The organism is Thalassospira sp. (assembly GCF_002709775.1).
Classification (GTDB): Bacteria; Pseudomonadota; Alphaproteobacteria; order Rhodospirillales; family Thalassospiraceae; genus Thalassospira.
This window is the reverse complement of the sequence record NZ_PAQR01000005.1, coordinates 84,279-110,922: the sequence shown is the minus strand read 5'-3', so window position 1 is coordinate 110,922 and position 26,644 is coordinate 84,279. Positions and strand designations below refer to the sequence as shown.

Annotated in this window: 24 protein-coding genes; 8 read left to right on the top strand and 16 right to left on the bottom strand. The window is 56.2% G+C overall.

What is annotated here, in order from left to right; all coding sequences use genetic code 11:
* Positions 1-18: 18 nt before the first annotated feature.
* The 5 genes from sucD to CMO10_RS02610 form a co-directional block, all read right to left on the bottom strand.
* On the bottom strand, positions 19-894 hold the full coding sequence (sucD, locus tag CMO10_RS02630) for a succinate--CoA ligase subunit alpha (RefSeq protein ID WP_297018740.1): 876 nt from the start codon (positions 892-894) through the stop codon (positions 19-21).
* 2 nt (positions 895-896) lie between these two features.
* The gene (gene sucC / locus CMO10_RS02625) at positions 897-2,126 is read right to left on the bottom strand and encodes an ADP-forming succinate--CoA ligase subunit beta (protein WP_297018793.1); all 1,230 of its coding nucleotides are present in this window, start codon (positions 2,124-2,126) and stop codon (positions 897-899) included.
* Positions 2,127-2,266: 140 nt separating this feature from the next.
* Entirely contained in the window at positions 2,267-3,217 is a 951-nt protein-coding gene (gene mdh / locus CMO10_RS02620; protein WP_044827264.1) for a malate dehydrogenase, read from the bottom strand.
* A gap of 618 nt (positions 3,218-3,835) precedes the next feature.
* Complete coding sequence (gene zapE / locus CMO10_RS02615; RefSeq protein WP_297018739.1) at positions 3,836-4,963, bottom strand: cell division protein ZapE; 1,128 nt, start codon at positions 4,961-4,963, stop codon at positions 3,836-3,838.
* A gap of 97 nt (positions 4,964-5,060) precedes the next feature.
* Positions 5,061-6,050, bottom strand: a complete 990-nt coding sequence (locus CMO10_RS02610) for a CorA family divalent cation transporter (RefSeq protein ID WP_297018738.1) — start codon at positions 6,048-6,050, stop codon at positions 5,061-5,063.
* 218 nt (positions 6,051-6,268) lie between these two features.
* Between CMO10_RS02610 and CMO10_RS02605 the strand changes: the two genes are divergently transcribed.
* Positions 6,269-8,887: a mechanosensitive ion channel family protein gene (locus CMO10_RS02605; RefSeq protein WP_297018737.1), complete on the top strand. Its 2,619-nt coding sequence runs from the start codon at positions 6,269-6,271 to the stop codon at positions 8,885-8,887.
* 36 nt (positions 8,888-8,923) lie between these two features.
* Here the strand turns inward: CMO10_RS02605 and CMO10_RS02600 are convergent, their stop codons facing one another.
* From CMO10_RS02600 to nadA, 3 genes are all read right to left on the bottom strand, one after another.
* Complete coding sequence (locus CMO10_RS02600) at positions 8,924-9,349, bottom strand: NUDIX hydrolase (protein WP_297018736.1); 426 nt, start codon at positions 9,347-9,349, stop codon at positions 8,924-8,926.
* A 6-nt stretch (positions 9,350-9,355) separates the two neighbouring features.
* Positions 9,356-10,195 (bottom strand): carboxylating nicotinate-nucleotide diphosphorylase, encoded by an 840-nt coding sequence (gene nadC, locus CMO10_RS02595; protein WP_297018735.1) that lies wholly within the window; start codon positions 10,193-10,195, stop codon positions 9,356-9,358.
* Positions 10,196-10,273: 78 nt separating this feature from the next.
* Positions 10,274-11,296 carry a quinolinate synthase NadA gene (gene nadA, locus CMO10_RS02590; RefSeq protein WP_297018734.1) on the bottom strand — a complete coding sequence of 341 codons (1,023 nt, stop codon included), beginning with the start codon at positions 11,294-11,296 and terminating at the stop codon, positions 10,274-10,276.
* Between the two features lie 368 nt (positions 11,297-11,664).
* Here nadA and CMO10_RS02585 point away from each other — a divergent pair, with 368 nt between their 5' ends.
* On the top strand, positions 11,665-11,889 hold the full coding sequence (locus CMO10_RS02585; RefSeq protein ID WP_297018733.1) for a hypothetical protein: 225 nt from the start codon (positions 11,665-11,667) through the stop codon (positions 11,887-11,889).
* Between the two features lie 100 nt (positions 11,890-11,989).
* Here CMO10_RS02585 and CMO10_RS02580 read toward each other — a convergent pair whose 3' ends face one another.
* From CMO10_RS02580 to fsa, 7 genes are all read right to left on the bottom strand, one after another.
* Positions 11,990-13,378, bottom strand: a complete 1,389-nt coding sequence (locus CMO10_RS02580) for a glutamine synthetase family protein (protein WP_297018732.1) — start codon at positions 13,376-13,378, stop codon at positions 11,990-11,992.
* Between the two features lie 68 nt (positions 13,379-13,446).
* A complete protein-coding gene (locus CMO10_RS02575; RefSeq protein WP_297018731.1) occupies positions 13,447-13,938 on the bottom strand; it encodes a class I SAM-dependent methyltransferase in 492 nt (163 codons plus the stop codon).
* Positions 13,939-14,043: 105 nt separating this feature from the next.
* Complete coding sequence (locus tag CMO10_RS02570; RefSeq protein ID WP_297018730.1) at positions 14,044-14,649, bottom strand: glutathione S-transferase family protein; 606 nt, start codon at positions 14,647-14,649, stop codon at positions 14,044-14,046.
* An 86-nt stretch (positions 14,650-14,735) separates the two neighbouring features.
* Positions 14,736-15,041: a YrhK family protein gene (locus tag CMO10_RS02565; RefSeq protein ID WP_297018729.1), complete on the bottom strand. Its 306-nt coding sequence runs from the start codon at positions 15,039-15,041 to the stop codon at positions 14,736-14,738.
* 90 nt (positions 15,042-15,131) lie between these two features.
* Positions 15,132-16,082: a tyrosine recombinase XerC gene (locus tag CMO10_RS02560; protein WP_297018728.1), complete on the bottom strand. Its 951-nt coding sequence runs from the start codon at positions 16,080-16,082 to the stop codon at positions 15,132-15,134.
* Entirely contained in the window at positions 16,061-16,750 is a 690-nt protein-coding gene (locus CMO10_RS02555) for a DUF484 family protein (RefSeq protein WP_044827252.1), read from the bottom strand. The genes CMO10_RS02560 and CMO10_RS02555 overlap by 22 nt, the downstream gene beginning before the upstream one ends.
* 128 nt (positions 16,751-16,878) lie before the next feature.
* Positions 16,879-17,535, bottom strand: coding sequence for a fructose-6-phosphate aldolase (fsa, locus tag CMO10_RS02550; RefSeq protein ID WP_297018727.1), 657 nt, complete (start codon positions 17,533-17,535; stop codon positions 16,879-16,881).
* Between the two features lie 171 nt (positions 17,536-17,706).
* Between fsa and CMO10_RS02545 the strand changes: the two genes are divergently transcribed.
* A complete protein-coding gene (locus tag CMO10_RS02545; protein ID WP_297018726.1) occupies positions 17,707-19,938 on the top strand; it encodes a primosomal protein N' in 2,232 nt (743 codons plus the stop codon).
* Positions 19,939-19,960: 22 nt separating this feature from the next.
* On the opposite strand, the gene CMO10_RS02540 is transcribed toward CMO10_RS02545, so the two are convergent.
* Positions 19,961-20,746 (bottom strand): substrate-binding periplasmic protein, encoded by a 786-nt coding sequence (locus CMO10_RS02540; protein WP_297018725.1) that lies wholly within the window; start codon positions 20,744-20,746, stop codon positions 19,961-19,963.
* A gap of 345 nt (positions 20,747-21,091) precedes the next feature.
* On the opposite strand from CMO10_RS02540, the gene CMO10_RS02535 reads away from it, so the two are divergent.
* From CMO10_RS02535 to atpD, 5 genes are all read left to right on the top strand, one after another.
* A complete protein-coding gene (locus CMO10_RS02535; protein WP_297018724.1) occupies positions 21,092-21,730 on the top strand; it encodes a glutathione S-transferase family protein in 639 nt (212 codons plus the stop codon).
* A 418-nt stretch (positions 21,731-22,148) separates the two neighbouring features.
* Positions 22,149-22,706 (top strand): F0F1 ATP synthase subunit delta, encoded by a 558-nt coding sequence (locus tag CMO10_RS02530; protein ID WP_044827248.1) that lies wholly within the window; start codon positions 22,149-22,151, stop codon positions 22,704-22,706.
* Entirely contained in the window at positions 22,706-24,238 is a 1,533-nt protein-coding gene (atpA, locus tag CMO10_RS02525) for a F0F1 ATP synthase subunit alpha (RefSeq protein WP_297018723.1), read from the top strand. Before CMO10_RS02530 ends, atpA begins: the two co-directional genes overlap by 1 nt.
* Before the next feature lie 30 nt (positions 24,239-24,268).
* A complete protein-coding gene (locus CMO10_RS02520) occupies positions 24,269-25,159 on the top strand; it encodes a F0F1 ATP synthase subunit gamma (RefSeq protein WP_297018722.1) in 891 nt (296 codons plus the stop codon).
* A 52-nt stretch (positions 25,160-25,211) separates the two neighbouring features.
* The gene (gene atpD / locus CMO10_RS02515) at positions 25,212-26,630 is read left to right on the top strand and encodes a F0F1 ATP synthase subunit beta (protein WP_297018721.1); all 1,419 of its coding nucleotides are present in this window, start codon (positions 25,212-25,214) and stop codon (positions 26,628-26,630) included.
* Positions 26,631-26,644 lie beyond the last annotated feature (14 nt).

Here is a 26,644-nt window from a genome sequence, read left to right as displayed (position 1 = left end):
TTCCTCTGACTACCCAGATTAGCCCTTCAAAGCCTTCAGCATGGTCGAGCCGAGGCTTGCCGGGGAATCGGCAACNAGNACGCCAGCGCTGCGCATGGCTTCCATTTTGGCATCCGCGGTACCTTTACCACCNGAGATGATCGCACCGGCATGGCCCATGCGTTTACCCGGAGGTGCGGTNACACCGGCGATGAAGCCAGCAACCGGTTTNTTGACNNNGGAAGCCTGCAGGAATTCACATGCTTCTTCNTCNGCCGAACCACCGATNTCACCNATCATGATGATGCCTTCGGTTTCCGGATCCTTCAGGAACAGGTCGAGGCANTCGATGAAGTTGGTGCCGTTGACCGGGTCACCACCNATACCGATACAGGTCGACTGACCCAGGCCAGCGGCCGTGGTCTGTGCAACTGCTTCGTAGGTGAGCGTACCGGAACGCGAAACGATACCGATTTTACCGCGGCGGTGAATGTGACCCGGCATGATGCCGATCTTGCATTCGTCCGGGGTAATGATACCCGGGCAGTTCGGGCCGATCAGGCGGGTCGANGAACCNTCGAGCGCGCGCTTGACNCGGACCATGTCAGCAACCGGAATACCTTCGGTGATGCAGACAGCCAGNTCGACTTTGGCGTCGATGGCTTCAAGNATTGCATCTGCNGCGAAGGGCGGCGGAACATANATGACCGAGGCATTGGCGCCGGTCNCGTGAACCGCTTCGTCAACAGTGTTGAAAACCGGCAGGTCAAGGTGCTTGGNGCCGCCTTTACCCGGGGTTACACCGCCAACCATNTTGGTGCCGTATGCCAGTGCCTGTTCGCTGTGGAACGTACCCTGCGAACCAGTGAAACCCTGGCAGATAACTTTGGTGTTTTTATCGACGAGAACAGCCATAGTTACGCGGCCTCCTTCACAGCTTTGACCACCTTCTCGGCGGCATCGGCAAGGTTGTCAGCCGANACAATCGGCAGACCCGATTCTTCGAGGATCTTCTTGCCAAGTTCGACATTGGTACCTTCAAGGCGAACGACCAGCGGNACGTTCAGGCTGACTTCGCGGGCTGCTGCCACAACGCCGTCTGCNATCACGTCACAACGCATGATACCGCCAAAGATGTTGACCAGNATGCCTTCAACNTTCGGATCCGACAGGATCAGTTTGAAAGCAGTGGTCACNCGTTCTTTGGTNGCGCCGCCACCAACGTCAAGGAAGTTAGCCGGTTCGCCACCATACAGCTTGATGATGTCCATGGTTGCCATGGCAAGGCCTGCGCCGTTGACCATGCAGCCGATGGTGCCATCGAGCTTGATGTAGTTGAGGCTGTGTTTTGCAGCTTCGAGTTCGGCCGGGTTTTCTTCGTCTTCGTCGCGCAGNTCTTCGATGTCCGNATGNCGGAACAGCGCGTTGTCGTCGAAGTTCATTTTGCAATCAAGNGCGATGATGTCGCCTTCGCCGGTGACGACCAGCGGGTTGATTTCAACCATGGCAGCATCGGTGTCGAGGAAGCACTGGTACATCGCCGACATGAATTTGACAGCTTTGGAAACCTGCTTGCCTTCAAGGCCAAGTGCAAACGCCAGTTTGCGACCGTGGAAGCCCGAGAAGCCGGCAGCCGGATCGATGTCAACGGTGACGATCTTTTCCGGGGTTGCTTCGGCAACTTCTTCGATGTCCATGCCGCCTTCGGTCGANGCCATGAAGATCACNCGNGANNANGCGCGNTCNACGAGAACCGANAGATACAGTTCGCGTGCGATGTCGCAGCCTTCTTCGATNTAAACGCGTTTGACTTCTTTGCCNTCCGGGCCGGTCTGGTGGGTNACCAGGGTGGAGCCGAGCATCTGTTCAGCGTTNNCGCCGACTTCTTCCGGGCTCTTGACGACGCGAACGCCGCCNTTNTCACCTGCNTTGGCTTCCTTGAAGGTGCCNTTACCGCGGCCACCTGCATGGATCTGGGANTTTACCACGTAAACCGGGCCAGCCTGGGACTGGGCAGCTTCGATGGCTTCCTGAGCGGTATATGCAACCTTGCCGTTCGGCACGGTCACACCGTATTTGCGAAGAATTTCTTTCGCCTGGTACTCATGAATATTCATGTTCGGTCGCTTTCTTGCCTTCCGTACGATTTCCGGTGGGTCAGAAATCTGGATTTCAATGTCCCTGCAAAAGCATATGGGACTTTGTTAAGAGGCCGCGATCATTGAAGTTTGAATAACAACAATGATTGAAAAACGGGCCGGTCAATGACCAGCCCGTTTCGCGTTCTTTAGAGCATGCCCTTGGCAGCATCGACAAGGCCGCGAACAGCGTTCACGGAATTCTCGAAGTTTGCCTTTTCGGACTCGTCGAGATTGATCTCAACGATGCGCTCCACACCGCCAGCGCCCAGAACAACCGGGACGCCGACGTAAATACCATCAACACCGTATTCGCCGCTCAGGTAAGCAGCAACCGGCATGACGCGTTTCTGGTCTTTCAGGTAGCTTTCTGCCATCGCAACAGCCGATGCTGCCGGTGCATAGAAAGCGGAACCGGTCTTGAGCAGGGCAACGATCTCGGCGCCGCCGTCACGGGTGCGCTGAACGATCTCGTCGATTTTTTCCTGCGTGGTCCAACCCATTTTGATCAGATCCGGAACCGGGATACCGGCAACGGTCGAATAACGGATCGACGGGACCATGGTGTCGCCGTGGCCGCCCAGAACGAAGGCGGTAACGTCTTTGACCGAAACGTTGAATTCTTCTGCGAGGAAGTAACGGAAACGCGCAGAATCCAGAACGCCTGCCATGCCGACAACTTTCTTCGGATCGAAGCCGGTTGCCTGCTGCATGACCCAAACCATCGCATCAAGCGGGTTGGTGATCACGATGACGAAAGCGTTCGGAGCGTGTTCCTTGATGCCCTGACCAACCTGGGTCATGACTTTGGTGTTGATACCAATCAGGTCATCGCGGCTCATGCCCGGCTTGCGAGCAACACCGGCGGTGACGATGACGACATCAGCGCCTGCGATGTCTTTGTAGTCACTGGTACCCTTGAGGTCGGCATCAAACATGTCGACGGGGGAGGATTCAGCAATGTCAAGCGACTTGCCCTGTGGCATGCCATCAACGATGTCGAAAAGGACGACGTCGCCAAGCTCTTTCAGACCGACGAGGTGAGCAAGGGTGCCACCGATATTGCCGGCGCCGACGAGCGCGATCTTGTTGCGGGCCATTCCGTTACCTTCTTCCCTATTGCGCTTCCTGGGGGTCGAAACTCAACTTGGGAGCGCGATTGAAAATTTAAACCTGCGAACGCGAAATAATCGTTCGTAAACATCGAGTGTCGTAAACTGAATCGGCACGAATGACAAGGGGAAACCCCACTGTTTTTACGAGGAAAACCGCCGGTTCGCGGTTTATTGCAACTATGGTCTAAACGCTCAAAAACCACTCACGTTGCATGTGCGAAGGTGGGCAAATGCGCAGCAAAACCAAAGCTGGTTTGCGATTGCGGCCTGCCTAAATGAAAGGCAGTACGCGCCTTTGCTGCGAATTCGTGCGTATGAACCTGATTACACTGCCGCAGCATTGCATGAAACGGCCATCAGCCATGCGATCCAGGTGGGGACATGATTTGGGCTATATGACGAATTTTGCGTGAAGCTTCGTTTACCCTGCGTCAAACGCAAGAATCACCCGGTGATAAGCGCCCATATGGCGAATAATTGCGATGATTACAAAACGGCCCGGGCGGAGTCGTTTTTGTCCGGCTTCCCGCCAGTTGGGATACTTGTACGCGACCCGGGCAACACCCGCAGGTTTGGTCGCCCGATTGTGCCAGTTTTCCGCAATCAGGTCAGGTGCGCCATATCGAGATATTCCTGACTGCGCATTTCGGTCATGCGCGACACCGTGCGCTGGAATTCAAAGGAATAATCGCCGTCGGTATAGATCTCGGTCGGATCGCATTCGATTGCACAGATCAACTTGGTTTTGTGTTCATACATCGCATCGACCAGCGTGCCGAACCGCTTGGCCCAGTCACGACGGGAGTCCGGCAGTTTCGGAATGAAATCAATCACGATGGTGTGGAAATGGGTCGCAAGCGCGATGTAATCCCCCGGACCCAGTGGCCGGGTGCAAAGCTCGTCAAAGGTGAATTTGGCAACACCGGCCCCGGCGGCAGCAATTTCGATCTTGCGACCCTTCACCGTCAGGCTGTCTGGCGCAACGCGCGCGCCTTCGGTAAGTGTGGCGAACATTTCATCAATGCGCGCAGGTGCTTCTTCGCGGGTTGTCGGATACAGGAAGACCTCGGCGGCGGTCAGGTTGCGCATGCGGTAATCGGTCGGACTGGCGAGTTCGAGCACATCAAGCTTCTGCTTGATCATGTCGATAAACGGCAGGAAGTTCTGGCGCTGCAGGCCATCCTTATAAAGATCATCAGGCACGCGGTTGGATGTCGTGACAATCACCACCCCATGTTCAAACAGCTGTTCGAACAGGCGGCCGAGGATCATCGCATCGGTGATGTCGGTAACCTGCATCTCGTCAAAGCACAGCAACCAGGCATCCTTGGCAAGGTCCTTGGCAATTGGCGGGATCGGGTCCGCGTCATCCTTTTTCTTGGTCTGGCGATAACGGTGCATGCGTTCATGCACGTCCTGCATGAAGTCATGGAAATGCACGCGACGCTTTTTTTCAATGTCGATGGTTTCATAGAACAGATCCATCAACATGGATTTGCCACGCCCGACTTCGCCGTAAATATAAAGCCCAAGCGGCGGTGTCGGCTCATCGCGCCGACGCGTCAGGCCAAACCGTTCGCGCCAGCCGCCTGTGCCGGTTGCCGGCTCGTAATGGTCCAGCGCGTGTTTCAGGCTTTGCAGCTTTTCGGCGCACAATTCCTGCATCGGATCGTGGGCCAGCTCACCAGCGGTGATTTTCGCGCGGTAACGGGAAAGCGGGCCGTCGGTCATCAACAAATCTCGGATGCAGTGAAAGAAATCAACGTCGTGACTTTGTCATAGCTCCAACTTGCATCGCATTGCAACAAGACGCTTTGCAATGCTGCTATCAGATCAGGCGCATCTTTTTGAACAGCCAGATTTCGAAAGCCGTGATCACGGCAAGAATAATTGACACCCCGACGAAGCCATACGGGCTGTCGGTTGCCGGAACACCGCCGACATTGATCCCCAGAAGTCCGGTGACAAAACTGATCGGTAGAAACAGACCGGCAATCACGGTCAGCCAATACATGGTGCGGTTCATCTGTTCGCTTTCGATCGCCATCAGGTTTTCATTCACGATCTGAAGGCGTTCACGTAGCGAATCAAATTCCTCGACCAGACGCACGGTCTTGTCGGTCAGGGCGCGGGCACGACGTTTGAATCGCTTGTCCGACCAGGCGGGTTTCAACTCGACATAATTGGCCAGCGCATCGCGTTGCGGTCCCAGATGGCGGCGCAGGCGCGATAACATATGACGGATGTCTGATCCACGTTTGCGTAGCGGGAGGGTCTTGCCTTCGGCCACGGATTCCTGATCATCTTCAAGGGCTTCGACCTCGTCCTCCATGCCGCGCACGACATTTTCAACGCGGTAAGCAAGCCGTTCGGCAACGGTCAGGACAAAGTCATCAATGCTGTTGGGTGCCTTGCCCTCGGCAATGGCGGCGCGCATGTCATCAAACGCCTTAAGCGGCTGATTGCGGAGCGTGATCACCATGTTGTTTGTGACCCAGAAACGCACCGAAATCATATCGGCCGGATCGTTTTCCGCATTCAGGTTCACCCCGCGCAGATTAAGGGAATATCCCGGATCATAGAAAAACACCGCCGGGCGGGTGCCGCGCGTTGATAGTGTGTCGGTGATGGTGGCATCAATGCCTGCCACATTGATCAGCCAGTCGCGCACCCCATCGCCCATCCAGTCCAGATGCACCCAAAGGTAATTGCCCTCGGCAATCTCGGGCAGGCCGGTTTGCAGGGCATCCCAGCCGACTGCTTGTGCCGTGCCGCTCGGGGTAATTTCAAAAGCATTGATCAACGCGGTTTTGCTCATCGCGGGCTCCTTGGCTGACCATGCGCGTACGGGTCAGGAACGGGTTTATTATCAACGCATCACTGAACGGGAACGAAACGTTAGATGATTCGTTACTGTTCTCAGTGTAGGGTTTGGCTCTGTGAACAAGTATCAAGCCAACCTGTTTACAAAACGCGAAAAGCACTCAAGAAACGGAAGCCGGGTTTGACCCCGGGCATCAATATGGATCATCAGGCATGACATCAGTTCGTCAGGTAATCGCAGGTCTTGCAATCTGTCTGTTTGCAATGACGGCCTCCTTCGGGGTGGTGGCGCAATCAAGTGCCCAGCGCTCCGAAACCGTTCAAAGGATCGAACTCGATAATGCCCAGGACCGCATCGCGGAATGGGAAAGCACGCTTGATGAACTTGAAGATTCTATTTCCGGCGAAGATATTACCGGCCGCGTGATTGCCGATGGCCGCGACCGGATCGAGACCATCCAGCTTGCCATCAATGAGCTGCGCGGGCGTGCCAATGATCGCCTGCAGCGCTTTGAAGCCGCCCTTGGCAAGCTTGGCGAACCGCCAGCAGAAGGCGAAGAAGAAGTTCCCGAAGTCGCGCGTGAACGCGAAGACATTAACGAGAATATCGCGCGCGTTGGCGGGGTGATCAAACAGCTTGAGCTGGTCAATTTCCGCGCCAGCGAACTCTCTGATCAGCTTGCCGGTCTGGCCCGCGAACGCTTTACCCGGCGTATTTTGGGTCGGGTCGATGTGCCGCTTGATCCGGTTGTCTGGTTCGATGCCTGGGGCGAAATCGTCAAGCTGCCCAGCATGGTGCAGGCGCGCTATTCCAACCTCGAACTTGAAGGCGAGGTCGCCGATCAACTTGCCGAAGTGGCCCCCGGACTGGTTCTTTTGACCTTCATCGTCATCGCCGCCCTGATTGGCGGCGAGGTGATTGTGCTGCGCTATATCCCGGCGCGCTGGAACTCTGTGCCTGACGAAGACAGGGTGTCTCTGATATCAGGCACGCGGTTCCTGTTCACCGCGCTTGTGCCTGGCATCGCGCTTTTGATTGCCTATGGCATCCTTGATTCGCGCGAAGCGTTGCTTAGCGGTGCGATGGGCGACTTTGTACTGCAATGCTTTGCTGCCGCCCTGTTCCTGTTGTTTGTCGGGGCTGCAATCCGCAGTGTTCACTCGCCGTTTGCCCCCACGTTGCGCCGCTCGGGCACAACGCCGCAGGGTGCGCGGGTTGTCGGGTTCTGTTCGCTGGCTGTTGCGGTGATCTTTGCCTTTGACATGGTGCTGCTGCAAGGGGCGACGACGCTTGGTACCTCGCTTGATATTGCGCTTGTCCAAAGCATATCAAACGTTCTGGTCATTTCGGTTCTGCTGTTCGTCTCCTCGCTTGGGCTGTTCTGGCAGCATGACGAACGCGACCGCCACGAGTTCTGGGCAAAAATCGAACGTCGTTCGCGCCGGGGGCTGAAGGTCGTCGCAATCCTGATGCCCGTGCTGATGGTTGTCGGCTATGTGGCGCTTGCCCGTTTCATCCTTGAAAACCTGATGATGGCGCTGGCCTTCCTGACTTGTTACTGGCTGCTGCGCGCCTATTGCCGCGCGCTTATGCACACCTATCTGGTGCGCCCCGAAAGCAGCGAGGACAGCACGGTCAGCGATGCGGTGCATGGCACACTGTATTTCTGGCTGCGGGTTCTGATCGATGTGGTGATGGTCTCCATCGCCGTGCCGGTCGCGGTCATGATCTTCACCGACATTGCCTGGGCCGATCTTATTCTGGCGGTTCAGCAGGCCTTTATCGGCATTCAGGTTGGCGGCATTCATTTCTCGCTGCGTTCCATCCTGCTCGCCGCCCTGATGTTTGTCATCGTGCTGGCAGTGATGCGCTTTTTCCAGCGGATGCTGAGCACACGTGTTCTGCCCAACACCAAGCTTGATCAGGGGCTGCAGCATTCTGTCTCGGCGATCTTTGGCTATGCCGGGATCTGCCTTGCCATCCTGCTTGCGGTATCTGCTGCCGGGCTTGATCTGTCCAACCTTGCCATCATCGCCGGTGCCATTTCGGTTGGTATCGGTTTTGGCATGCAAAGCATCGTGAACAACTTTGTCTCGGGCCTGATCCTTCTGGTCGAACGGCCGATCAAGGTTGGGGATTGGATCGTGGTCGGGGCCGATCAGGGCTTTGTCAAAGACATCCGGGTGCGTGCGACTGAAATCGAGACCTTTGACCGTTCCTCGATCGTTATTCCGAACTCCGAGCTGATTTCAAACCGGGTCCTGAACTGGACGCTTAAGGAACGCTCGGGCCGTGGCATCATCAAGATCGGTGTGTCCTATGGTGCGGATGTCGAAAAGGTCCGCGAGATCCTGTTTGAAATGGCCGACAAGCGCCGGGAAATCCTGACCTATCCGGCGCCGCAGGTGGTGTTCATGGACTTCGGGGCCAGCTCGCTTGATTTCGAACTGCGTTACTTCCTGCGTGACATTGGTGATGTGATTGCGGTGGCAAGTTCGATCCGGTTTGAGCTGGTGCAGCGCTTCCGCGATGAAGGCATCGAAATTCCGTTCCCGCAGCGTGATCTTAACCTGCGTGATATCGACAAACTGACCGATGCCATCCGCGATGCCGGCAAGGGTGCGCCGAAAAAGATCACCGAGGTTGAGCCAGAGGCAAAAGAAACGTCCGAGGATAAAACCGACGACACGTCGTCTGATACGGATGATAGCGGAGCCGATCAAAAGGCCGCACCGCCGTCGGCGGCCAAGGATATCTCGCGCGATCGCGATGCATCGGGACGTGAAATACCCGATGCCGGCGGCAATCCGGACGGCGATGCGCCGCGCTAATGGCGTAGCTATTCTGGGATTGTCTGGCTTTGCAAATCAGATGTCGAACAAGGCAGCCGTGATCTTCTGGCCCATCGGGGCCAGAAGGTGGCGGTCGCGTGGTGACAGCCATCTGAGTTCGGCGATCTCGCTTGCCGGGGCAAGGGTGCCTGTATAGGTGCCGGTAAAGCAGGTCATGCGAATGATCGCGTCGTCGGGCTGGTTATGCCCTTGGCCCGCAAAGGTACCCAATTGGCGCAAGGTGCCGGGCACAAGCTCGACACCGAGTTCTTCATTGATTTCACGTTTGATGGCTTCGCGCGCGGTTTCGCCCGGATCGATCTTGCCGCCGGGAAGATAGAACCGGTCGCGGCCGTGACTTCTGACCGACAGGATGTTCTCGCCATCGCGCAAAATCCAGTTGGCAGTCTCGATCACCTTGATAAGGGCAGGGTCTGTTGAGCTGTGACTGCTTTCACGCATGCGGCCTCACAGGATTGCAACATCAAGTCCGATATCAACGGCCGGTGCGGATTGGGTAATCCGTCCGACGGAAACATAGTCGACCCCGGTTGCGGCAATCGCACCGATGGTCTGAAGGTTTACACCCCCGGATGCCTCAGTCTTGCAGCGACCGGCGACAATTGCAACCGCTGCGCGCAACATATCCGGTCCCATGTTATCAAGCAGGATGATGTCTGCACCGGCGTCAGTAGCCTCTTTCACCTGATCAAGCGTGTCGCATTCCACCTCGATCTTGGGCAGGTTGGCGGCACGCGCGGCCTCGACACATTTGGTGATCGATCCGACAACACCGATATGGTTGTCCTTGATCATCACCCCGTCATAAAGCCCCATGCGGTGGTTCTGTGCACCGCCCATGCGGGTGGCGTATTTTTCCATCTTACGCCAACCCGGAAGGGTCTTGCGGGTATCAAGAAGCTTTGCCGTCGTCTCGCCCATTGCCGCGACATAGGTGCGCGTTGTGGTGGCAATGCCCGAAAGATGCTGCAGCGTGTTAAGGGCGGTACGCTCCGCGGTCAGGATACCGCGTGCATTACCCTCGACCACGGCCATGACGTCCTTGGCGGAAATCGCATCGCCGTCTTCGCAGCGCTTTTCGATCTTTGCATCCGGAACCAGCGTGCGGAAGCATTCAAGGGCGATATCAAGCCCGGCAACCACAATATCCTCGCGGGTTTCAAGCGCGACACGCAGGCGCGCATCGGCGGGAATGACATTGTCTGATGTGATGTCACCGGTGCCGATATCCTCGGCAAAGGAACGATCAATGAATTCCGCAATTTCGGCTTGGGTCAGGACGGTCATGATGGCGGGCTGCTTTGAATTCTGATGGGGAATGACAAACAGCCCCGCAAGATTTGCGGGGCTGTGAGATCAACCGGCTTAGGCCGCGTCGTCTTTTTTGACCGGAATGTTTTTTGACATTTCCAGCATGCGTTCAAGCGGCTTCACGGCATTGACGCGCAGGTCTTCAGGCATGACGATCTGCGGGCCGTTATTGACCAGACAGAGATAGAGCTTCTCAAGCGTGTTAAGCTCCATGAACGGGCAGTTGTTGCACGCGCACGATCCGTCGGCACCCGGCACCGGAATGAATTCCTTCTGCGGGGCGGCCTTCTCCATCTGGTGGATAATGTGAGGCTCGGTCGCGATCAGGTATTTCTGATCCGGACCGTTGATCACATATTCCAGAATAGCGCGGGTCGAACCGATGTGATCGGCGTGCTTGAGGATACCGTCATGGCATTCCGGGTGGGCCGCGATCTTGGCATCCGGGTTCTGGGTCTTGAGACGGATCAGCTCGCGTTCAGAGAACTGCTCATGCACGATGCACGACCCGTTCCAAAGCGTCATGTCACGGCCGGTTTTCTTGGCAAGATAGGAACCAAGATGGCGGTCCGGCGCCCACAGGATCGGCTTGTCGAGTGGGATCTGATCAATAATCTCGGCCGCATTGGACGAGGTCACGATGATATCGGACGCTGCCTTCACCTCGGCCGAGCAGTTGATATAGGTGATCGATACGTGATCAGGATGCTGTTCACGGAACTTGCGGAACGGTTCCGGCTGGCAAGAATCTTCGAGCGAGCAACCCGCCTTGGAATCCGGCAGCAGAACGGTTTTGTTCGGGCTCAGGATTTTGGCAACTTCGGCCATGAAGCGCACACCGCAGAACACGATGACATCGGCATCGGTTGCTGCTGCCTTGCGCGACAGATCAAGGCTGTCACCGACAAAGTCGGCAAGGTCCTGAATTTCCCCATCCTGATAGTAATGGGCCAGAATGATCGCGTTCTTTTCCTTTTTCAGGCGCTGAATCTCAGCTTCCAGATCAAGGGTGGGATCAATCTGCATTTCCGACATTGCGTCGGCGGAGGCCTCGGCAATGGTGATCATTTCATTCATGGCGTCTTCTCATCTCGCCTGGTTGCAAGCCGGAGATAATGCGCGGGGCCCGGCATCGCAAGTTAATGACAGTTTGAAGACTTCAATATCGCCATTGGGCAGGGATGGCAAGGAATTGGGCGGCAAAGAAAGGCTGCCTTGCGTCAACAACAGCCCATCTGATTGATAAATCTCAGTGCTGCTACCTTTGAGCAATTCTATGTTCGGCCCCGATTACGTAACGGATTGGCGATGAAACGCGCGTTCACAAACACAGTTTCGCTGTTTTTTAGCCCGCTGTTACATACCTGCCTTGTAGAATAAGAAATATGCGCGGGGTCCCGATCAGGGCATAAAGCGCATAACGAATACATATGAGAGTCTTGAATATGGATTGGGTCCCGATCGCCTTTGGTACGTTTAAAGCTGCCGCACTGCTTATCGCGATGTTCTTCGCCATCAAATGGCATTACGACCAGGGCCAAAAGTACGGCAGGCAAGCCGTCCTGCGGGCCAGCGCCAAGGTAACCGGCCTTTTCGTGCTCGCCCTTCTGGTTGTTGGCGGCATCACGCTTGCGCTTAGCAATTTCCTTGGGTTGGATCTGTCCTACTAACGATACTGCCATCTAAACGACATCGGCCCTGCGGGAGATCCAGCAGGGCCGATGTCGTTTTATCTTGATGATGCTGCGGCTTGCGCGCGGTGATCAGTGATCAAACGGAAAATCCGTAATATTCCCACTCTGCTGCCGAAACTTTCAGTGCCATCTGTTCGTATTCGGCCTGTTTGATTTTGGTAAATGCCGTGTGGAAACGTTCGCCAAGGGTGCGTTTGTTGAATTCGGATGCACCGAACTGATCAATCGCATCCAGCCAGTGACGTGGCAGGTCGTTGGGGGCCTTCGCCTCGCCAATCTCATCTTCGCACGGTTTGCCCGGATCGATTTTGCCTTCGATCCCGTCAAGCGCTGCCCCCAGGGTCACGGCTGCGACCAGATAGGGGTTGGCATCGACACCGGCAATCCGGTGTTCGAAATGGCGCGTTTTCCCCGGCGTGCCGGGTACGCGGAGCGCCACAGTGCGGTTTTCAACGCCCCAATCGTCCGAGGCTGGTGAATACATCGCCGATGCAAAGCGGCGCCAGGAATTCATGAACGGGGCGAGGAGCAACATGGTTTCGCCAATCGTGCCGCGAATGCCACCAATGGCATGCAGCATAAGCGGGCTTAGCGATCCATCCGCCTGATCGGCAAACAGGTTGTTACCATCCTGACCGGCAAGAGACAGGTGCAAATGCATGCCTGATCCGGCTTCATTGCCAAATGGTTTGGGCATAAACACCGCTTCCTTGCCAAACCGCCGTGCGACCGTCCGGATCAGGCGTTTGGCGATGATCACGTCATCGGCGGCCCGCATCAGATCGCGATAACGGATGGTCATTTCATACTGGCCCGGACCATATTCCGAAATCAGGGTTTCAAGCGTCAGATCAAGATGCTTGGCACCCTCGTAAACCGCATCAAAAAGCGGTGACATCTCGTCAATCTCATCGACCGACATGGTGTTGCGCAATTTGCTGCGCCGCTTGGTGATGGCATAGGAAGCCGGGTGATAAAGCCCCTGGGCATCCGGTGCCTGATCGACCAGATAAAATTCAAGTTCGAACGCACCCATCGGATAGAAGCCAAGCTTTTCGGCACGTTTGACCTGTGCGCCAAACACATGGCGCGGGTCAACGTCATGAGGTGTGCTGTCTTCTTCATACATGGAAATCAGAAGCTGCCCACGTCCGGTATGAGGCAGATAGCCAAGCGTGCCCGGCACCGGCCAGCAGCGGCAATCCCCGCCGCCACCGGTCTGCACAAGACCGCAATCATCAACGTCCTCGCCACTGACATCCTGCCCGAATAACGAGCTCGGCAAGCCACGGCCGGATTTATAGATGCTTTCAAGCTCGTGACGACGGATCGTCTTGCCCCGGCCAATCCCGTGAAAGTCGGTCAGGATGATGTCGATGGCTTCGACATCGGGATACTTGGCCAGAAAGTCCTGTGCTTCGGACAATTGACTTCCACTGGGTGAAGGGGCGTTTGCGGTGGCCACGGCACGATTTCCTAAGATGCTAAAATTTGGTCCGCCCAAAAGGCAAAGAACCGACGCAGGGCAGAATATTAGCCCTGATAACGACGGAAGAAATAGCGATCTTTTGGAACGCCTTCCGGGAGCGGCTCGGCAATCGTGCCCGGAACATCGATTTTCTGATCGGATGCGACGATCGCACCCTTCATCAATGCCGGCGGCAGGGTCGATCCGATAAAGGATGCGATCTTGGCATTAAGCGCCTCATCCCCGGTGCCGACATCGGAATGCACGAGTGCGACCTTGCCCTTGAAACGCTCAACCGCCTTGGGCAGGGTTTCAAAGATATCACCCAGGAACAGATGGTCATCATCGGGGATACATTTCGGGTGTGCCGCAATCTGACGATCAAAGACGAAAATCTCGCGGTCGGGCATGATTTCGCGCAGGTGATCAAAGGTGCGTCCGTTACCAAGCCCGACTTCAAGCACGATCCCGTCCTGATCCTTGATCATTTCGGCGGCCGCATTCAGGCAATCGCGTTGGGCTTGAAGGCGGCGGATAACGCTGTTCAGACGGGACATTGTGTAAAAGGCTCCGGGTTGTTTTTAGTAGGTAGGCACTTGATTTAACGGCTTTGGTCTTTGGCGCAAGCGAACATGTGTCAACTTGCGCCAAGGGGGCGCAGATCAGGCGACAAATTTGGTGGCCTCAAAGGCCGGCACGCGCGCATCAAAGGTTTCAAGCCAGCTTACCAGCGTCGGATAGCTTTCGCGCCATTTGCCGTCAAAGCGCAGATCAAGATAGCCCAGCGCACAGGCAATCGCGACATGGCCAATTGTCAGGTCACCCTCGAGCGACGGCGCATTGGCGCTCAGATGATCCAGCGACCGTTTGACCTTGGCAGCCTGATAAGACAGCCAGTCGTCATGGCGTTTGTCCTCCGGGCGCATGCGGGTTTCATAGACCTGCAGGATCGATGCATCGACAATGCCATCGCCAAGCGCCTGAAGGGTCAGGGCTTCCCACCGGGCATCGCTTTCGGTTGGATGCAGGGTGGTGCCGTCGACCTGTGCGTCAAGATACTCACAGATGACACGGCTATCGAAAATCTTGCGGCCATCATCAAGGATCAGGATCGGAATTTTACCCAGCGGGTTTTGCTGGCGCAGAGTATCGGCCGGGTCGTTGGTGTTCGACATTTCCACCGTCAGCTGGTCATAGATGCCAAGCATCTTGGCAGCGATTTTGACTTTCCGGCCAAACGGCGACGGACCACTGGAACGCAGAATCATGGATTTCCTCCGGGGATTTCGGTTATTTGCACGCAGTCTAAGGGCGAACAGTGATCGCAAGGAACTAAAATTTTCTCAAATGAGACTCAGGAACCGGAACGGGTTGCCGCCGTCGCGGTTTCGGTACCGTCTTCCTGATCCCCTTCGCCCAGTCCGGCCAGATGCAGCTCACGCGCAAGACGCACAGCCGGGCGGGCGGCAAAGAACACCGATCCAATGATAAACAGCCACGTCCCGGCCTTGACCGTTTCGTCATCGAGAAACAGGAAGCTTCCAACAATGAACAGCACAGCCGCCAGAAGGTCGACGGCGGAATAGGCAATCTCATAGGCGCTGTAAATCTGGCGGTGGCGATGGCTGGCATCAAAGCGGCGGGATCGAAAAAGCTTCATCAGACTTCTGTCTCTTGTCGCGGGGCAGGAAGGGCGGATTGTCTGCGTTAATAAACGCATGGGCGCAAAGGAGGGTTCCGACGCGCTTGGTCAGCGCCGGGCGCGCGGATGGGTGCCGTTATAGACCGCCATCAATTGCTCGGTATCCACGGCCGTATAGCGCTGGGTGGTCGAAAGCGACGCGTGGCCCAACAAATCCTGAATGGTGCGCAAATCACCCCCACCGGCCAGAAGGTGGGTGGCAAAGGAATGGCGCAGCGCGTGCGGGGTCGCAGTATCGGGCAGATTTAAAAGTTCGCGCACCTTGCGCATTTCGCGCTGGGCGACCTGTGCGACAAGGCGTTTGCCGCGTGCGCCAAGGAACAACGGATCATCGCCATTGGGCGCAAAGGGGCAGGTGCGCACGTAATCCTCGATCGCATCGCGTACGATGGGCAGAACCGGGACAAGGCGCTGCTTGTTACCCTTACCGGTGATCACCATCGAATCCCCGGCCGGGCGTTGATTGGCATTAAGATCAAGCGCCTCGGAAATACGCAACCCGCAGCCATAAAGCAGAGTGAACAGGGCTAGGTTACGTTTGCCAAGCCACGGTTCATCCTGCCAGGCATCGGCATTCTCAAGCACCGCCATCGCATCATCAGGGGCGAGTGGCTTGGGCGTGGATTGAGGCAGGCGTGGATTTCGGATCGACTGCACGGCGGCATTTTGCCCGCGCCCGGACCGTTCAAGGAACCGATAGAAATTGCGCAAGCTGGAAAGGGCCCGCGCGGTAGATGTCTTGGCCATGCCATCCATGCTGCGTCTGGCCAGCCAGCTTCGAAAATCGCGCGGGTTCAGGCGCAGCAAATCGCGGAGCGTCGGCGCATCGCCAAGATGGTCTTTCACAAAGCCCAGAAAGGCATAAAGATCGGCGAGATAGTTTTCCGTGGTGTGGTTGGATGCGCGGCGCTCATTGGCAAGCCAGCCATGCCAGTCGGCAATGGCGTCGCGCACATCCTGCGGCAGGGTGATGGCGGTCAGACCGTTTGGGTCAACCATCGACGCACACCAAACTCGATAACAGAAGCCAGGAACATGATCAGATCATTGGCCTGTGCCGGACTGAAGTAATCCGGCTCCTTGACGCCAAAGGCAACAAGCCCGACCGGATCACCATAAAACGGTGCCAGACGCACAATCGCGGCAGAGCGGATATCAGATGCCTTCGGGCCAAAGATAGCCTCATCCCCCGCATCATCGGGCAGAAGCCAGACATCCTGTTCTTCGCCAAGAACCTGATCAACCGCACCAGCGACCAAGCGACGCACCCGGCCATCACAGCTTGGAACCGGGGCTTCATTGCATTCCTCGAAACACAGCGCGATGGCATCAAGGTCGAGCAGTTCGGGCACAAGATCCTGCAACGCCTCGACAAAGGTTTCAAACCCGCGCGCGTTCAAAAGTGCCAGAACCGCACGGTGAATGCGGCTTTGGGTTTCGAGGTTGGATTTGGAAATATTGATCAGCTCGCTGGTGGCACCACGCAGCTTTTCGCGTTCATCGCGCAGGCGGGCGACGACATATTGCTGCATGTCGGCAACGCCATTGCCCAGTTCGCGCATCGGCAGATCAAGACTTTCAAGCAAGTCCGGGCGCGTAGTGAAGAATTCGGGATGTTCGGCAAGGTAGTCCGCGACATCATCGGCGCGCAAAGCTGTCTTTTCCATCGGTTCCGGCTTGAAAAGTGAGAAACAAAAAACCCGGCTGCCACAATGCGGGCTGCCGGGTTAAATGCATGTTAAAAACCTCACACGGTGCGGGTTTTTATGTGTTGGTCTCGATCAGCGATCCAAAATTACAGGATCGACTGGCCGGTTTTTTCCCAATCGGCGAGGAAGGCTTCGAGGCCTTTGTCGGTCAACGGGTGTTTGGTCAACTGACCCAGAACCTGCGGCGGGATGGTGACAACATCAGCACCGAGACGGGCCGAGTCGACAACATGCTGCGGNCCACGTGCCGANGCNACAAGNACTTCGGTGNTCCAGTTCGGGTAGTTGCCATAAACATCAACGATGTCNGCAATCAGCTGCATGCCNTCAGAGGAAATGTCATCCAGNCGGCCAACGAACGGCGAAACATANGTCGCACCGGCNTTGGCAGCCAGAATGGCCTGACCAACCGAGAAGCAAAGCGTGACGTTGGTCTGAATGCCTTCGTCNGTGAAGGTNCGGCAAGCCTTGAGACCATCAGCGGTCAGCGGCAGNTTGACGACGACATTGTCGGCGATCTTGGCAAGCTTGCGGCCTTCGGCAACCATGGTTTCNTAATCGGTNGCAGCAACTTCNGCGCTGACCGGGCCGTCNACAACGTCACAAATTTCCTTGATCAGTTCNAGAAANGGTCGGCCNGNNTTTGCTACCAGCGAGGGGTTGGTGGTGACACCGTCNACGAGGCCGGACATGGCCAGTTCGCGGATTGCGTCGATGTCAGCGGTATCGATGAAAAACTTCATTGGAATTCCTGTTTAGGACCTGTTGTTCAATGATGCGGTTAGCTGCTAGGTTCTGGATCATCTGATGACGGAACCAGATCCTTGCTGTGGGACCGTTAATTTCTGTGCCCAGTAGCTGGCGATCCTGAAAGGGCACCGGTCGGATGGGCAACCTCACGGGGTTTATAATATATGAGTGCCGCAAAGGCCACCTCTGGAAATTTGTTTGCGAATGATCCGGCCTTTGAGGTAACCGCCCAGACCGTGAGCGTCCTGCCGCCCCTGCCTTTGGCAGGCCCGTACGACTATCTGGTGCCCGATGGTTTGTCCGTTGCACCGGGCGATTTCGTTGAAATTCCTCTGGGTCGACAAATCCAGCGCGGTGTCGTCTGGGGCGATGCCAAGGGCGATGTTGACGCCGCAAAGCTGCGCGAAATTTTTGGGGTGCTGCCAACGCCCCCCATGGATGACGTGACGCGCAAATTCATTGACTGGGTATCGGCCTATACCATGTCCCCGCAGGGGGCTGTTCTTCGCATGGCGATGAGCGTCCCCGACGCGCTTGAGGCCCCCAAACCGATCTTTCGTTTTACCCTGAACCCGGAATTTGATCCGGCAAGCTTGCGCATGACGCCACCGCGCAAACGGGTTCTGGCGTTTCTGGCCGATCACCCCCCGATGGAGCAGGGCGATATCCTGCGCGAAACCGGTGCCGGGGCAAGTGTTGTTAAAGGCTTGGTCGAAGCCGGTGCCGTGCAACGTTTGATGGTCAGCCCGCCATCGCCGTTTGAGGCCCCTGATCTTGAAATTCCGCGTCCCGATTTGTCAGCCGAGCAGAACGAGGCCGCCGATGCCCTGTGCGCCCGTCTGGAGCAGGGCGGTTTTTCCTGCACGCTTCTTGATGGGGTGACCGGGTCGGGCAAGACCGAGGTTTATTTTGAGCCCGTCCGTGCCGCATTGGCAAAGGGTCAGCAGGTTGTCGTCCTGTTGCCGGAAATCGCGCTGTCGGCCCAGTGGTTGCAGCGTTTCCGCGACCGGTTTGGCGTGGAGCCCGCGCTTTGGCATTCCGAAGTCGGGCAAGCACGTCGACGTGATACATGGCGGGCGGTTGCCGATGGTTCGGCACGGCTGGTTGTCGGGGCGAGGTCGGCTTTGTTTTTGCCCTATCACGACCTTGGCCTGATCGTGGTCGATGAGGAGCATGAACACGCTTTCAAGCAGGAAGACGGCGTGATGTATCATGCACGCGACATGGCGGTGACGCGCGCGCATCTTGGCAACATTCCCGTCGTTCTCGCGTCTGCGACCCCATCGCTTGAAACATTGGCCAATGTCGAAGCCGGACGCTATCAGCGTGTTCAGCTAGGAAGTCGCCATGGCGCGGCGGTATTGCCCAGTGTCGAGATCATCGATATCCGCCAGGACAAACCCGAACGCAATCGCTGGATTACCCCGACGCTCAAGAAACGTCTGGCGGAAACCTTCGCCAGTGGTGAGCAGGCAATGCTGTTCCTCAATCGTCGTGGTTACGCCCCGTTGACACTCTGTCGCGCCTGTGGTCATCGCTTCCAGTGTCCGAACTGTACGGCCTGGCTGGTCGAACATCGGGCATGGGGTAAATTGCAATGCCATCATTGCGGCTATCAGGCCAAGGCACCCGATGCCTGCCCGTCCTGCGGGGCCGAAGGCAAGCTCGCCCCCTGCGGTCCGGGGGTGGAACGCTTGTACGAGGAAGCGGTTGAAACCTTCCCTGATATCCGGGTAGAGGTCGCGACATCCGATAACATCATGGGGCCCAAGGCCGCAGCCGAACTGATCAAGCGTGTGCATAATCACGAGGTCGATCTTTTGATCGGCACGCAGATTTTGGCCAAGGGCTATCACTTCCCGATGCTGACCCTTGTGGGGGTGGTCGATGCCGACCTTGGCTTGGCGGGGGGGGATTTGCGCGCAGCCGAACGAAGCTATCAATTGCTGACCCAGGTGGCCGGGCGTGCCGGGCGTGGTGATCGGCCGGGCACGGTGATCTTGCAAACCGCCGATCCGGCCAACCGGGTGATCAAGGCGATTGCAGCAGGTGATCGCGATGCCTTTAACGAGGTAGAGCTGTCGCAGCGCATGACCCATGGCATGCCGCCACATGGTCGGCTGGCCGCCCTTATTATAAGTGGCAAAAAGGAAAACGAGGTGGACGAAGCCGCCTGGCGTATTGGCCGTGCTGCCCCGCGCGGTGATGGGCTGATGGTATTGGGGCCTGCCCCGGCACCGCTTTCGCTGTTGCGCGGGCGCTATCGCCGCCGTTTCATGATCCGGGCTGACAAGTCGGTCAAGATGCAGGCGCTGATCCATGATTGGCTGTCAAAGGTCAAGACGCCGGGCAGTGTCCGCGTGCAGGTCGATATCGATCCCTACAGCTTTATGTGAACGGAGCTTTCGACCTCGGCGCTTACTGGGAATATTGCGACTGCCACCAGTCATAACCATCTGCACCAAGATAGCGTTCAAAGATTTCAAGCAACCGGCCATCATCGCGCATCTCGCGGATGATCTTGTCGTAATCGGCCAGAAACGCATCCTTGCCCGGATAGTCCGACGCACGAGAGAACACATTATAATAGGGCGCACGGCGCAGCGGCGGATAGAGGAAGGCAACCTTGTCGCGATAACGATTCTGCAGGCTGTCATAAATGGTGTTGAGGTAATTGACCGGCACCGCGTCAAAACGCTTTTGCAGCAGCATCGGAATCAGAAGGTCATTACGCGCTACGGTCTGGATATCGAGACCGGAATTCCAGAACGCACTGGTATAGGAATAATCGGCCGCCGCCCCGATCCGTACGTTTGACAGATCGGAAAACTCTTCAAACCGGATTGCATCCTTGTCCTCCGCCCGGACGGCAAAGCGCCAATCCAAAAGCAGATGCGCTTCATCCGGATACATAAGGTACTTGGCGCGCTTGTTGTTCATGGACAGGGTCAGAACGATATCTGACGTGCCATTGCGCGCATTGTGCAGCAACCGGCTGCCGGTATCGACAAATCGAAAGACATAATCACTGATCCCCATGGTGTTGAGGACCTCGGTCATGATGTCGATATCAATGCCTTTGGCTTCTTCGTGCCCCATCCACTTAAGCGGCGCTTCTTCGAGCCCCTCGATAATCAGGGTGCGCGCCATTGCCTGCTGGCTCATCACAAAGAGCAGCATCACGGTGGCAAGAGCACTGATCACGGATCGGGCACGCCTGTTATTAACGCATGGATGTTGGCTGTATTTCATCCGGCTTCACTTGATTGGTGCGGGCTAAATGATACGGTATCTCTCTGCGATTAACGAACAATTTCAAAAGAAATCTCTGTTCTACATCCTTGCCGCGTCCTGATCTGGCACAATGCACGTAGATGCTGCATAACAGAAAAATCGGCCTAAATGCGAAATGGTTCGTTCACTTCGAATCGCTGCTGCAGACAAGAGGATACTGTTAATAGATGACGGAAACGCCACTTCCTGCCCGGATCGAAGTCGTGCGCCGTTGCGATAACCGCATTTGAACAGATAGCTTCGAGAGTAAGATTGATGGAATACAAGCTTTTCTATGCGCCGGGGACGGCAAGTATGGCGGTGCATTGGATGTTGATCGAACTCGGCGTTCCGTTTGAGGCTATTTTGGTCGATATTGAACGTGGCGATCAACGCAATCCGAACTACCTCAAGCTAAACCCGACCGGGCGCGTGCCGACACTGGTTGTTGATGGTATGCCGTACGGGGAAACCGTTGCCCTGATGATGTTGCTGGCAGAGCGACATGCAGAAAGTGGCTTGGTGCCCGAACCTGCCAGCCTCAAAAGGGCCGAATGGCTGCAGCTTGCGATATATATTGCCAACACCCTGATGCCGGCGATGCGCGATTGGCTCTATGCGGCCAAGGATGGCGATCCAGAAGGGGCCAGTGCAGTCAAGGCGCTGGCGGAAAAACGGATCAGCTCCGTATGGGATGATTTCGAAGCCCGCCTGTTGAAAAACGGCGATTACCTTTTAGGTGATGACTTCGGGATGGTCGATATGTTGGCGATCATGCTGATGCGCTGGTCGCGCAACATGCCGTGCTCTGCCATCGACCGGCCCGGCTTGCGCGACTATGTCGAACGCATCATCCGCCGCCCTTCCTTTATTGAGCTCAGCACCCGTGAAGGATTGTCTGGCTGGCCGGCGTGACGGGGATCAAGAGAAGCAAGATCGGTGCTTCTGCTTCGTTCCGACTAAAATAACGTGATCTCGGTCACAGTAAGGACAGTTTCCTGCGCTGTTTTTGGTAGGCGATCGGTTAACTGTTCCCGTTTTGGGGGATTCGTCACCGGAATCAGGAATTCGTTAACCTTCTGCCCCGATCCCCCATGACGGGCGTCTTATAAAATAGTTGTAAGCCTGCCTTAAAAATGGGCGATTTCGGGGTGTTTTGGCCGAACTTTGCCAAAGAATGGAAAAGAGGGCGCAATTGCGCTTGCGCGGGGGTTGCCCACTCAAAGGACATGTGATACCAAACGCTCGCTTCCCGGAAGGAAACCCTTTCGGGGGATCATTTTTTTATACGTATCCGAGTCGTTCTCATAACCAGAATTGAGGGCTTTCACCGGTGTCCCAAAATACTGCCGCGACCGGGCTCCAAGGGCGCTACGCCACAGCACTATTTGACTTGGCCAACTCGGCCAACCAGCTTGATGCTGTCAAAAGCGATCTTGAATTGCTCGACCAGGCCATCGCAGACAGCGATGACCTCCGGAATGTACTCCGCAGTCCCGTGATTTCCCGGGACGTGCAGGCCAAGGCGATGGCGGCTCTTCTGGATAAACTCGGCGTTTCCGAGTTGACCAAGAAGACCGTTGGGCTTCTGTCTCAGAAGCGTCGTCTGTTTGCCCTGCCGGCTGTTATCGATTCCTACCTTTCCATGCTCTCGGCTCACAAGGGCGAAGTAACCGCACAGGTGACTTCGGCTTCCGAGCTGAAAAAAGAGCAAATCGAAGCCGTTACCGGCGCTCTCAAAGAAGTTGTCGGCGCCACTGTTAAAGTGGACCTTAAAGTTGATCCGGCTGTTCTTGGCGGTCTTGTCGTCAAGGTCGGTTCCCGGGTTTTTGATGCCTCGCTTCGTACTAAACTGCAGAAGCTCGAGCTCGCTATGAAAGGGGTTGCGTGATGGAAATCCGCGCCGCGGAAATCTCCGCTATTCTCAAGGATCAGATTGCCAATTTTGGTGCTGAAGCCGAAGTTGCCGAAGTCGGTCAGGTTCTGTCCGTAGGTGACGGTATTGCCCGTGTTTACGGTCTGGACAACGTTCAGGCTGGTGAACTCGTTGACTTCCCGGGTGGCATTAAGGGCATGGCCCTTAACCTCGAAGAAGACAACGTCGGTGTCGTGATCTTCGGTTCTGACCGTTCGATCAAGGAAGGTGACCAGGTTAAACGTACTGGCGCCATCGTTGACGTTCCGGTTGGTAAAGAACTTCTTGGTCGCGTTGTTGACGGTCTGGGTAACCCGATCGACGGCAAAGGCGAGCTGGGCGCCAAAGAACGTCGCCTTGCCGACGTCAAGGCACCGGGCATCATCCCGCGTAAATCGGTTCATGAGCCGGTACAGACCGGTATCAAGTCGATCGACTCCCTGATCCCGATTGGTCGTGGCCAGCGTGAGCTGATCATTGGTGACCGTCAGACCGGTAAAACCGCCATCATCGTTGACACTATTCTGAACCAGAAGCCGGTGAACGATGCAGCGAAATCCGACAGCGACAAGATGTTCTCCATCTATGTTGCAGTTGGTCAGAAACGTTCGACCGTTGCACAGGTTGTTAAGGTCCTTGAAGAGCGCGGCGCGATGGACAACACCATCATTGTCGCTGCGACCGCATCCGACCCGGCGCCGATGCAGTTCATCGCACCGTTCGTTGCTTGCGCAATGGGTGAGTACTTCCGTGACAACGGCATGCACGCAACCATCTTCTATGATGATCTGTCCAAGCAGGCTGTTGCTTATCGTCAGATGTCGCTGCTGCTTCGCCGCCCGCCGGGACGTGAAGCATTCCCGGGTGACGTCTTCTATCTGCACTCCCGTCTGCTGGAACGTGCTGCGAAGATGAATGACGAAAACGGCGCTGGCTCGCTGACCGCACTTCCGGTCATTGAAACCCAGGGTAACGACGTTTCCGCGTTTATTCCGACCAACGTGATCTCGATCACCGACGGTCAGATCTTCCTTGAAACCGACCTGTTCTACAAAGGCGTACGCCCGGCTGTGAACGTTGGTCTGTCGGTTTCGCGTGTTGGTTCGTCCGCACAGATCAAAGCGATGAAGCAGGTTGCTGGCTCGATCAAGCTGGAACTCGCTCAGTATCGTGAGATGGAAGCATTCGCACAGTTCGCATCGGATCTTGATCCGGCGACCCAGAAACTTCTGGCCCGTGGCGCACGTCTGACCGAGCTGCTCAAGCAGCCGCAGTACTCGCCGCTCAAGGTCGAAGAGCAGGTCGTTGTGATCTATGCTGGTGTTAAAGGCTATCTCGACAGCATTCCGGTGAACAAGGTTCGCGCCTTCGAAGAACAGTACCTGTCCGAAATTCGTTCGGCTGGCGCTGATATCCTCGATGCGATCCGCACCGAGAAGGTTCTGTCTGATGACAGCGAAGCCAAGCTTAAAGCGTTCCTCGACAAGTTCGCGAAAACCTTCGCGTAAGACTGAAACTTAGGCGAAGGAGGAAACGCAATGGCTAGTTTGAAGGATCTGCGCTCGCGCATTGCCAGCGTCAAGTCGACGAGGAAGATTACCTCGGCGATGAAGATGGTGGCAGCCTCCAAGCTCCGTCGTGCACAGGATGCAGCGGAAGCAGCCCGTCCCTATGCTGAACGCATGGGGACGATGCTGGGCCGTCTTGCAACTGCCGTCGGCAGCAATGAAGGGGCTCCAAAGCTTCTGGCCGGTACCGGTAAGGATGACGTGCATCTGCTCGTCGTCTTCACCGCAGACCGTGGCCTTTGCGGTGGTTTTAACGCATCGATCGTGAAAGCGGCTCGTCTGAAGGCAATCGCTCTTAAGGGCGAAGGCAAGACAGTCAAGATCATCTGCGTTGGCCGCAAGGGCTCAGATGCGCTCAAGCGTGAATTTGGTGACAATATTGTCGCCCGGTATACTGGCATCGAGGGCAAGAAGGGGATTGATTTCTCTTCGGCAACCGAGGTGGCAGACAAGGTTCTGGCGCTGTATGACGAAGGCGAATTCGACGTCTGCACGATCTTCTACAACAAGTTCGTGTCCGCGATTTCGCAGGTGGCAACCGCTCAGCAGCTGATCCCGTTCGCGGGTGAAGACGTTGACGGCGAGGAAGAAGCAACCGGTTCTTCCGCGGTTTATGACTACGAACCGTCCGAAGAAGCCATTCTGGCTGATTTGCTGCCGCGTAACGTTGGCGTCCAGATCTTCGGTGCAATGCTTGAAAGCAGCGCATCTGAACACGGCGCGCGTATGTCCGCGATGGATAACGCAACCCGCAATGCCGGCGACATGATCGACCGACTGAGCATCCAGTACAACCGCTCACGTCAGGCTCAGATCACCAATGAACTGATTGAAATCATTTCCGGCGCCGAGGCTTTGTAAGCGGGTCGCAGGAAGTTAACGGATAGCTTTGTCCGAGCAGGAGACAATACCTATGGCGAACAAGAAGGCGGGGAAAATTTCCCAGGTAATGGGCGCCGTCGTCGACGTTAAATTCGACGGCGAACTGCCTCCCATTCTGAATGCGCTGCATGTTGACAACAACGGTCAGCGCCTGGTTCTCGAAGTTGCACAGCACCTTGGTGAAAATGCGGTTCGTACGATCGCAATGGACACCACCGAAGGTCTGAGACGCGGTCAGGAAGTCATCGACACCGGTGATGCGATCTCGGTTCCGGTTGGTCCGGAAACCCTTGGTCGTATTCTGAACGTTATCGGTGAGCCGGTTGACGAACGTGGTCCGGTTACTGCAACCAAGACCGCACCGATCCACCGTGAAGCACCGGACTTCATCGACCAGTCCACCGAAACCGAAATCCTTGTGACCGGCATTAAGGTTATCGACCTTATCGCACCGTACACCAAGGGTGGTAAAATCGGTCTGTTCGGCGGTGCGGGCGTTGGTAAAACCGTCCTTATCATGGAACTGATCAACAACGTGGCAAAAGGCCACGGTGGTTACTCGGTCTTCGCCGGTGTTGGTGAACGTACCCGTGAAGGTAACGACCTCTATCACGAGATGATGGAATCGGGCGTTATCAATCCGGAGGGCGAATCCAAAGCGGCACTGGTCTATGGCCAGATGAACGAACCCCCGGGAGCCCGTGCACGTGTTGCTCTGACCGGTCTGACCCTTGCGGAATACTTCCGTGATGAAGAAGGCCAGGACGTTCTGTTCTTCGTCGATAACATCTTCCGCTTCACCCAGGCTGGTTCGGAAGTGTCGGCACTTCTCGGTCGTATCCCGTCTGCTGTGGGTTATCAGCCGACGCTGGCAACCGACATGGGTGCGCTGCAGGAACGTATTACCTCGACCAAAAAAGGTTCCATTACCTCGGTCCAGGCAATTTATGTCCCGGCCGATGACTTGACTGACCCGGCACCGGCAACCTCGTTTGCTCACCTTGACGCAACCACCACGCTGAACCGTCAGATCGCCGAGCTCGGCATCTACCCGGCAGTTGACCCGCTCGACTCCACTTCGCGTGCTCTGGATCCAGGCGTTATTGGCCAGGAACACTACGAGACCGCTCGTGAAGTTCAGCGTGTTCTCCAGACCTACAAAGGTCTGCAGGACATCATCGCCATCCTCGGCATGGACGAGCTTTCGGAAGAAGACAAGCTGATCGTGGCACGTGCCCGTAAGATCCAGCGTTTCCTTTCGCAGCCGTTCCACGTTGCAGAAGTCTTCACCGGTACTCCGGGCGTGTTCGTTCAGCTCGAAGACACCATCAAGGCTTTCAAAGCGATCTGCGCTGGTGAATATGACCACATGCCGGAACAGGCATTCTACATGGTCGGCACCATCGAAGAAGCCATCGAAAAAGCCAAGAAGATGGCCGAAGCTGCCTAAGGCAGCTTTGGTCC

Bases quoted from the DNA above. Each gene is read 5' to 3' on its own strand.
- CMO10_RS02545 (WP_297018726.1), top strand. From the start codon at position 17,707: ATGAGTGCCGCAAAGGCCACCTCTGGAAATTTGTTTGCGAATGATCCG.
- CMO10_RS02570 (WP_297018730.1), bottom strand. From the start codon at position 14,649: ATGATTCTGCGTTCCAGTGGTCCGTCGCCGTTTGGCCGGAAAGTCAAA.
- CMO10_RS02555 (WP_044827252.1), bottom strand. From the start codon at position 16,750: ATGGAAAAGACAGCTTTGCGCGCCGATGATGTCGCGGACTACCTTGCC.
- CMO10_RS02565 (WP_297018729.1), bottom strand. From the start codon at position 15,041: ATGAAGCTTTTTCGATCCCGCCGCTTTGATGCCAGCCATCGCCACCGC.
- nadC (WP_297018735.1), bottom strand. From the start codon at position 10,195: ATGACCGTCCTGACCCAAGCCGAAATTGCGGAATTCATTGATCGTTCC.
- CMO10_RS02585 (WP_297018733.1), top strand. From the start codon at position 11,665: ATGGATTGGGTCCCGATCGCCTTTGGTACGTTTAAAGCTGCCGCACTG.
- CMO10_RS02535 (WP_297018724.1), top strand. From the start codon at position 21,092: ATGGAATACAAGCTTTTCTATGCGCCGGGGACGGCAAGTATGGCGGTG.
- CMO10_RS02560 (WP_297018728.1), bottom strand. From the start codon at position 16,082: ATGGTTGACCCAAACGGTCTGACCGCCATCACCCTGCCGCAGGATGTG.
- CMO10_RS02575 (WP_297018731.1), bottom strand. From the start codon at position 13,938: ATGTCCCGTCTGAACAGCGTTATCCGCCGCCTTCAAGCCCAACGCGAT.
- CMO10_RS02520 (WP_297018722.1), top strand. From the start codon at position 24,269: ATGGCTAGTTTGAAGGATCTGCGCTCGCGCATTGCCAGCGTCAAGTCG.
- CMO10_RS02600 (WP_297018736.1), bottom strand. From the start codon at position 9,349: ATGCGTGAAAGCAGTCACAGCTCAACAGACCCTGCCCTTATCAAGGTG.
- atpA (WP_297018723.1), top strand. From the start codon at position 22,706: ATGGAAATCCGCGCCGCGGAAATCTCCGCTATTCTCAAGGATCAGATT.
- CMO10_RS02610 (WP_297018738.1), bottom strand. From the start codon at position 6,050: ATGAGCAAAACCGCGTTGATCAATGCTTTTGAAATTACCCCGAGCGGC.
- nadA (WP_297018734.1), bottom strand. From the start codon at position 11,296: ATGAATGAAATGATCACCATTGCCGAGGCCTCCGCCGACGCAATGTCG.
- zapE (WP_297018739.1), bottom strand. From the start codon at position 4,963: ATGACCGACGGCCCGCTTTCCCGTTACCGCGCGAAAATCACCGCTGGT.
- mdh (WP_044827264.1), bottom strand. From the start codon at position 3,217: ATGGCCCGCAACAAGATCGCGCTCGTCGGCGCCGGCAATATCGGTGGC.
- CMO10_RS02605 (WP_297018737.1), top strand. From the start codon at position 6,269: ATGACATCAGTTCGTCAGGTAATCGCAGGTCTTGCAATCTGTCTGTTT.
- atpD (WP_297018721.1), top strand. From the start codon at position 25,212: ATGGCGAACAAGAAGGCGGGGAAAATTTCCCAGGTAATGGGCGCCGTC.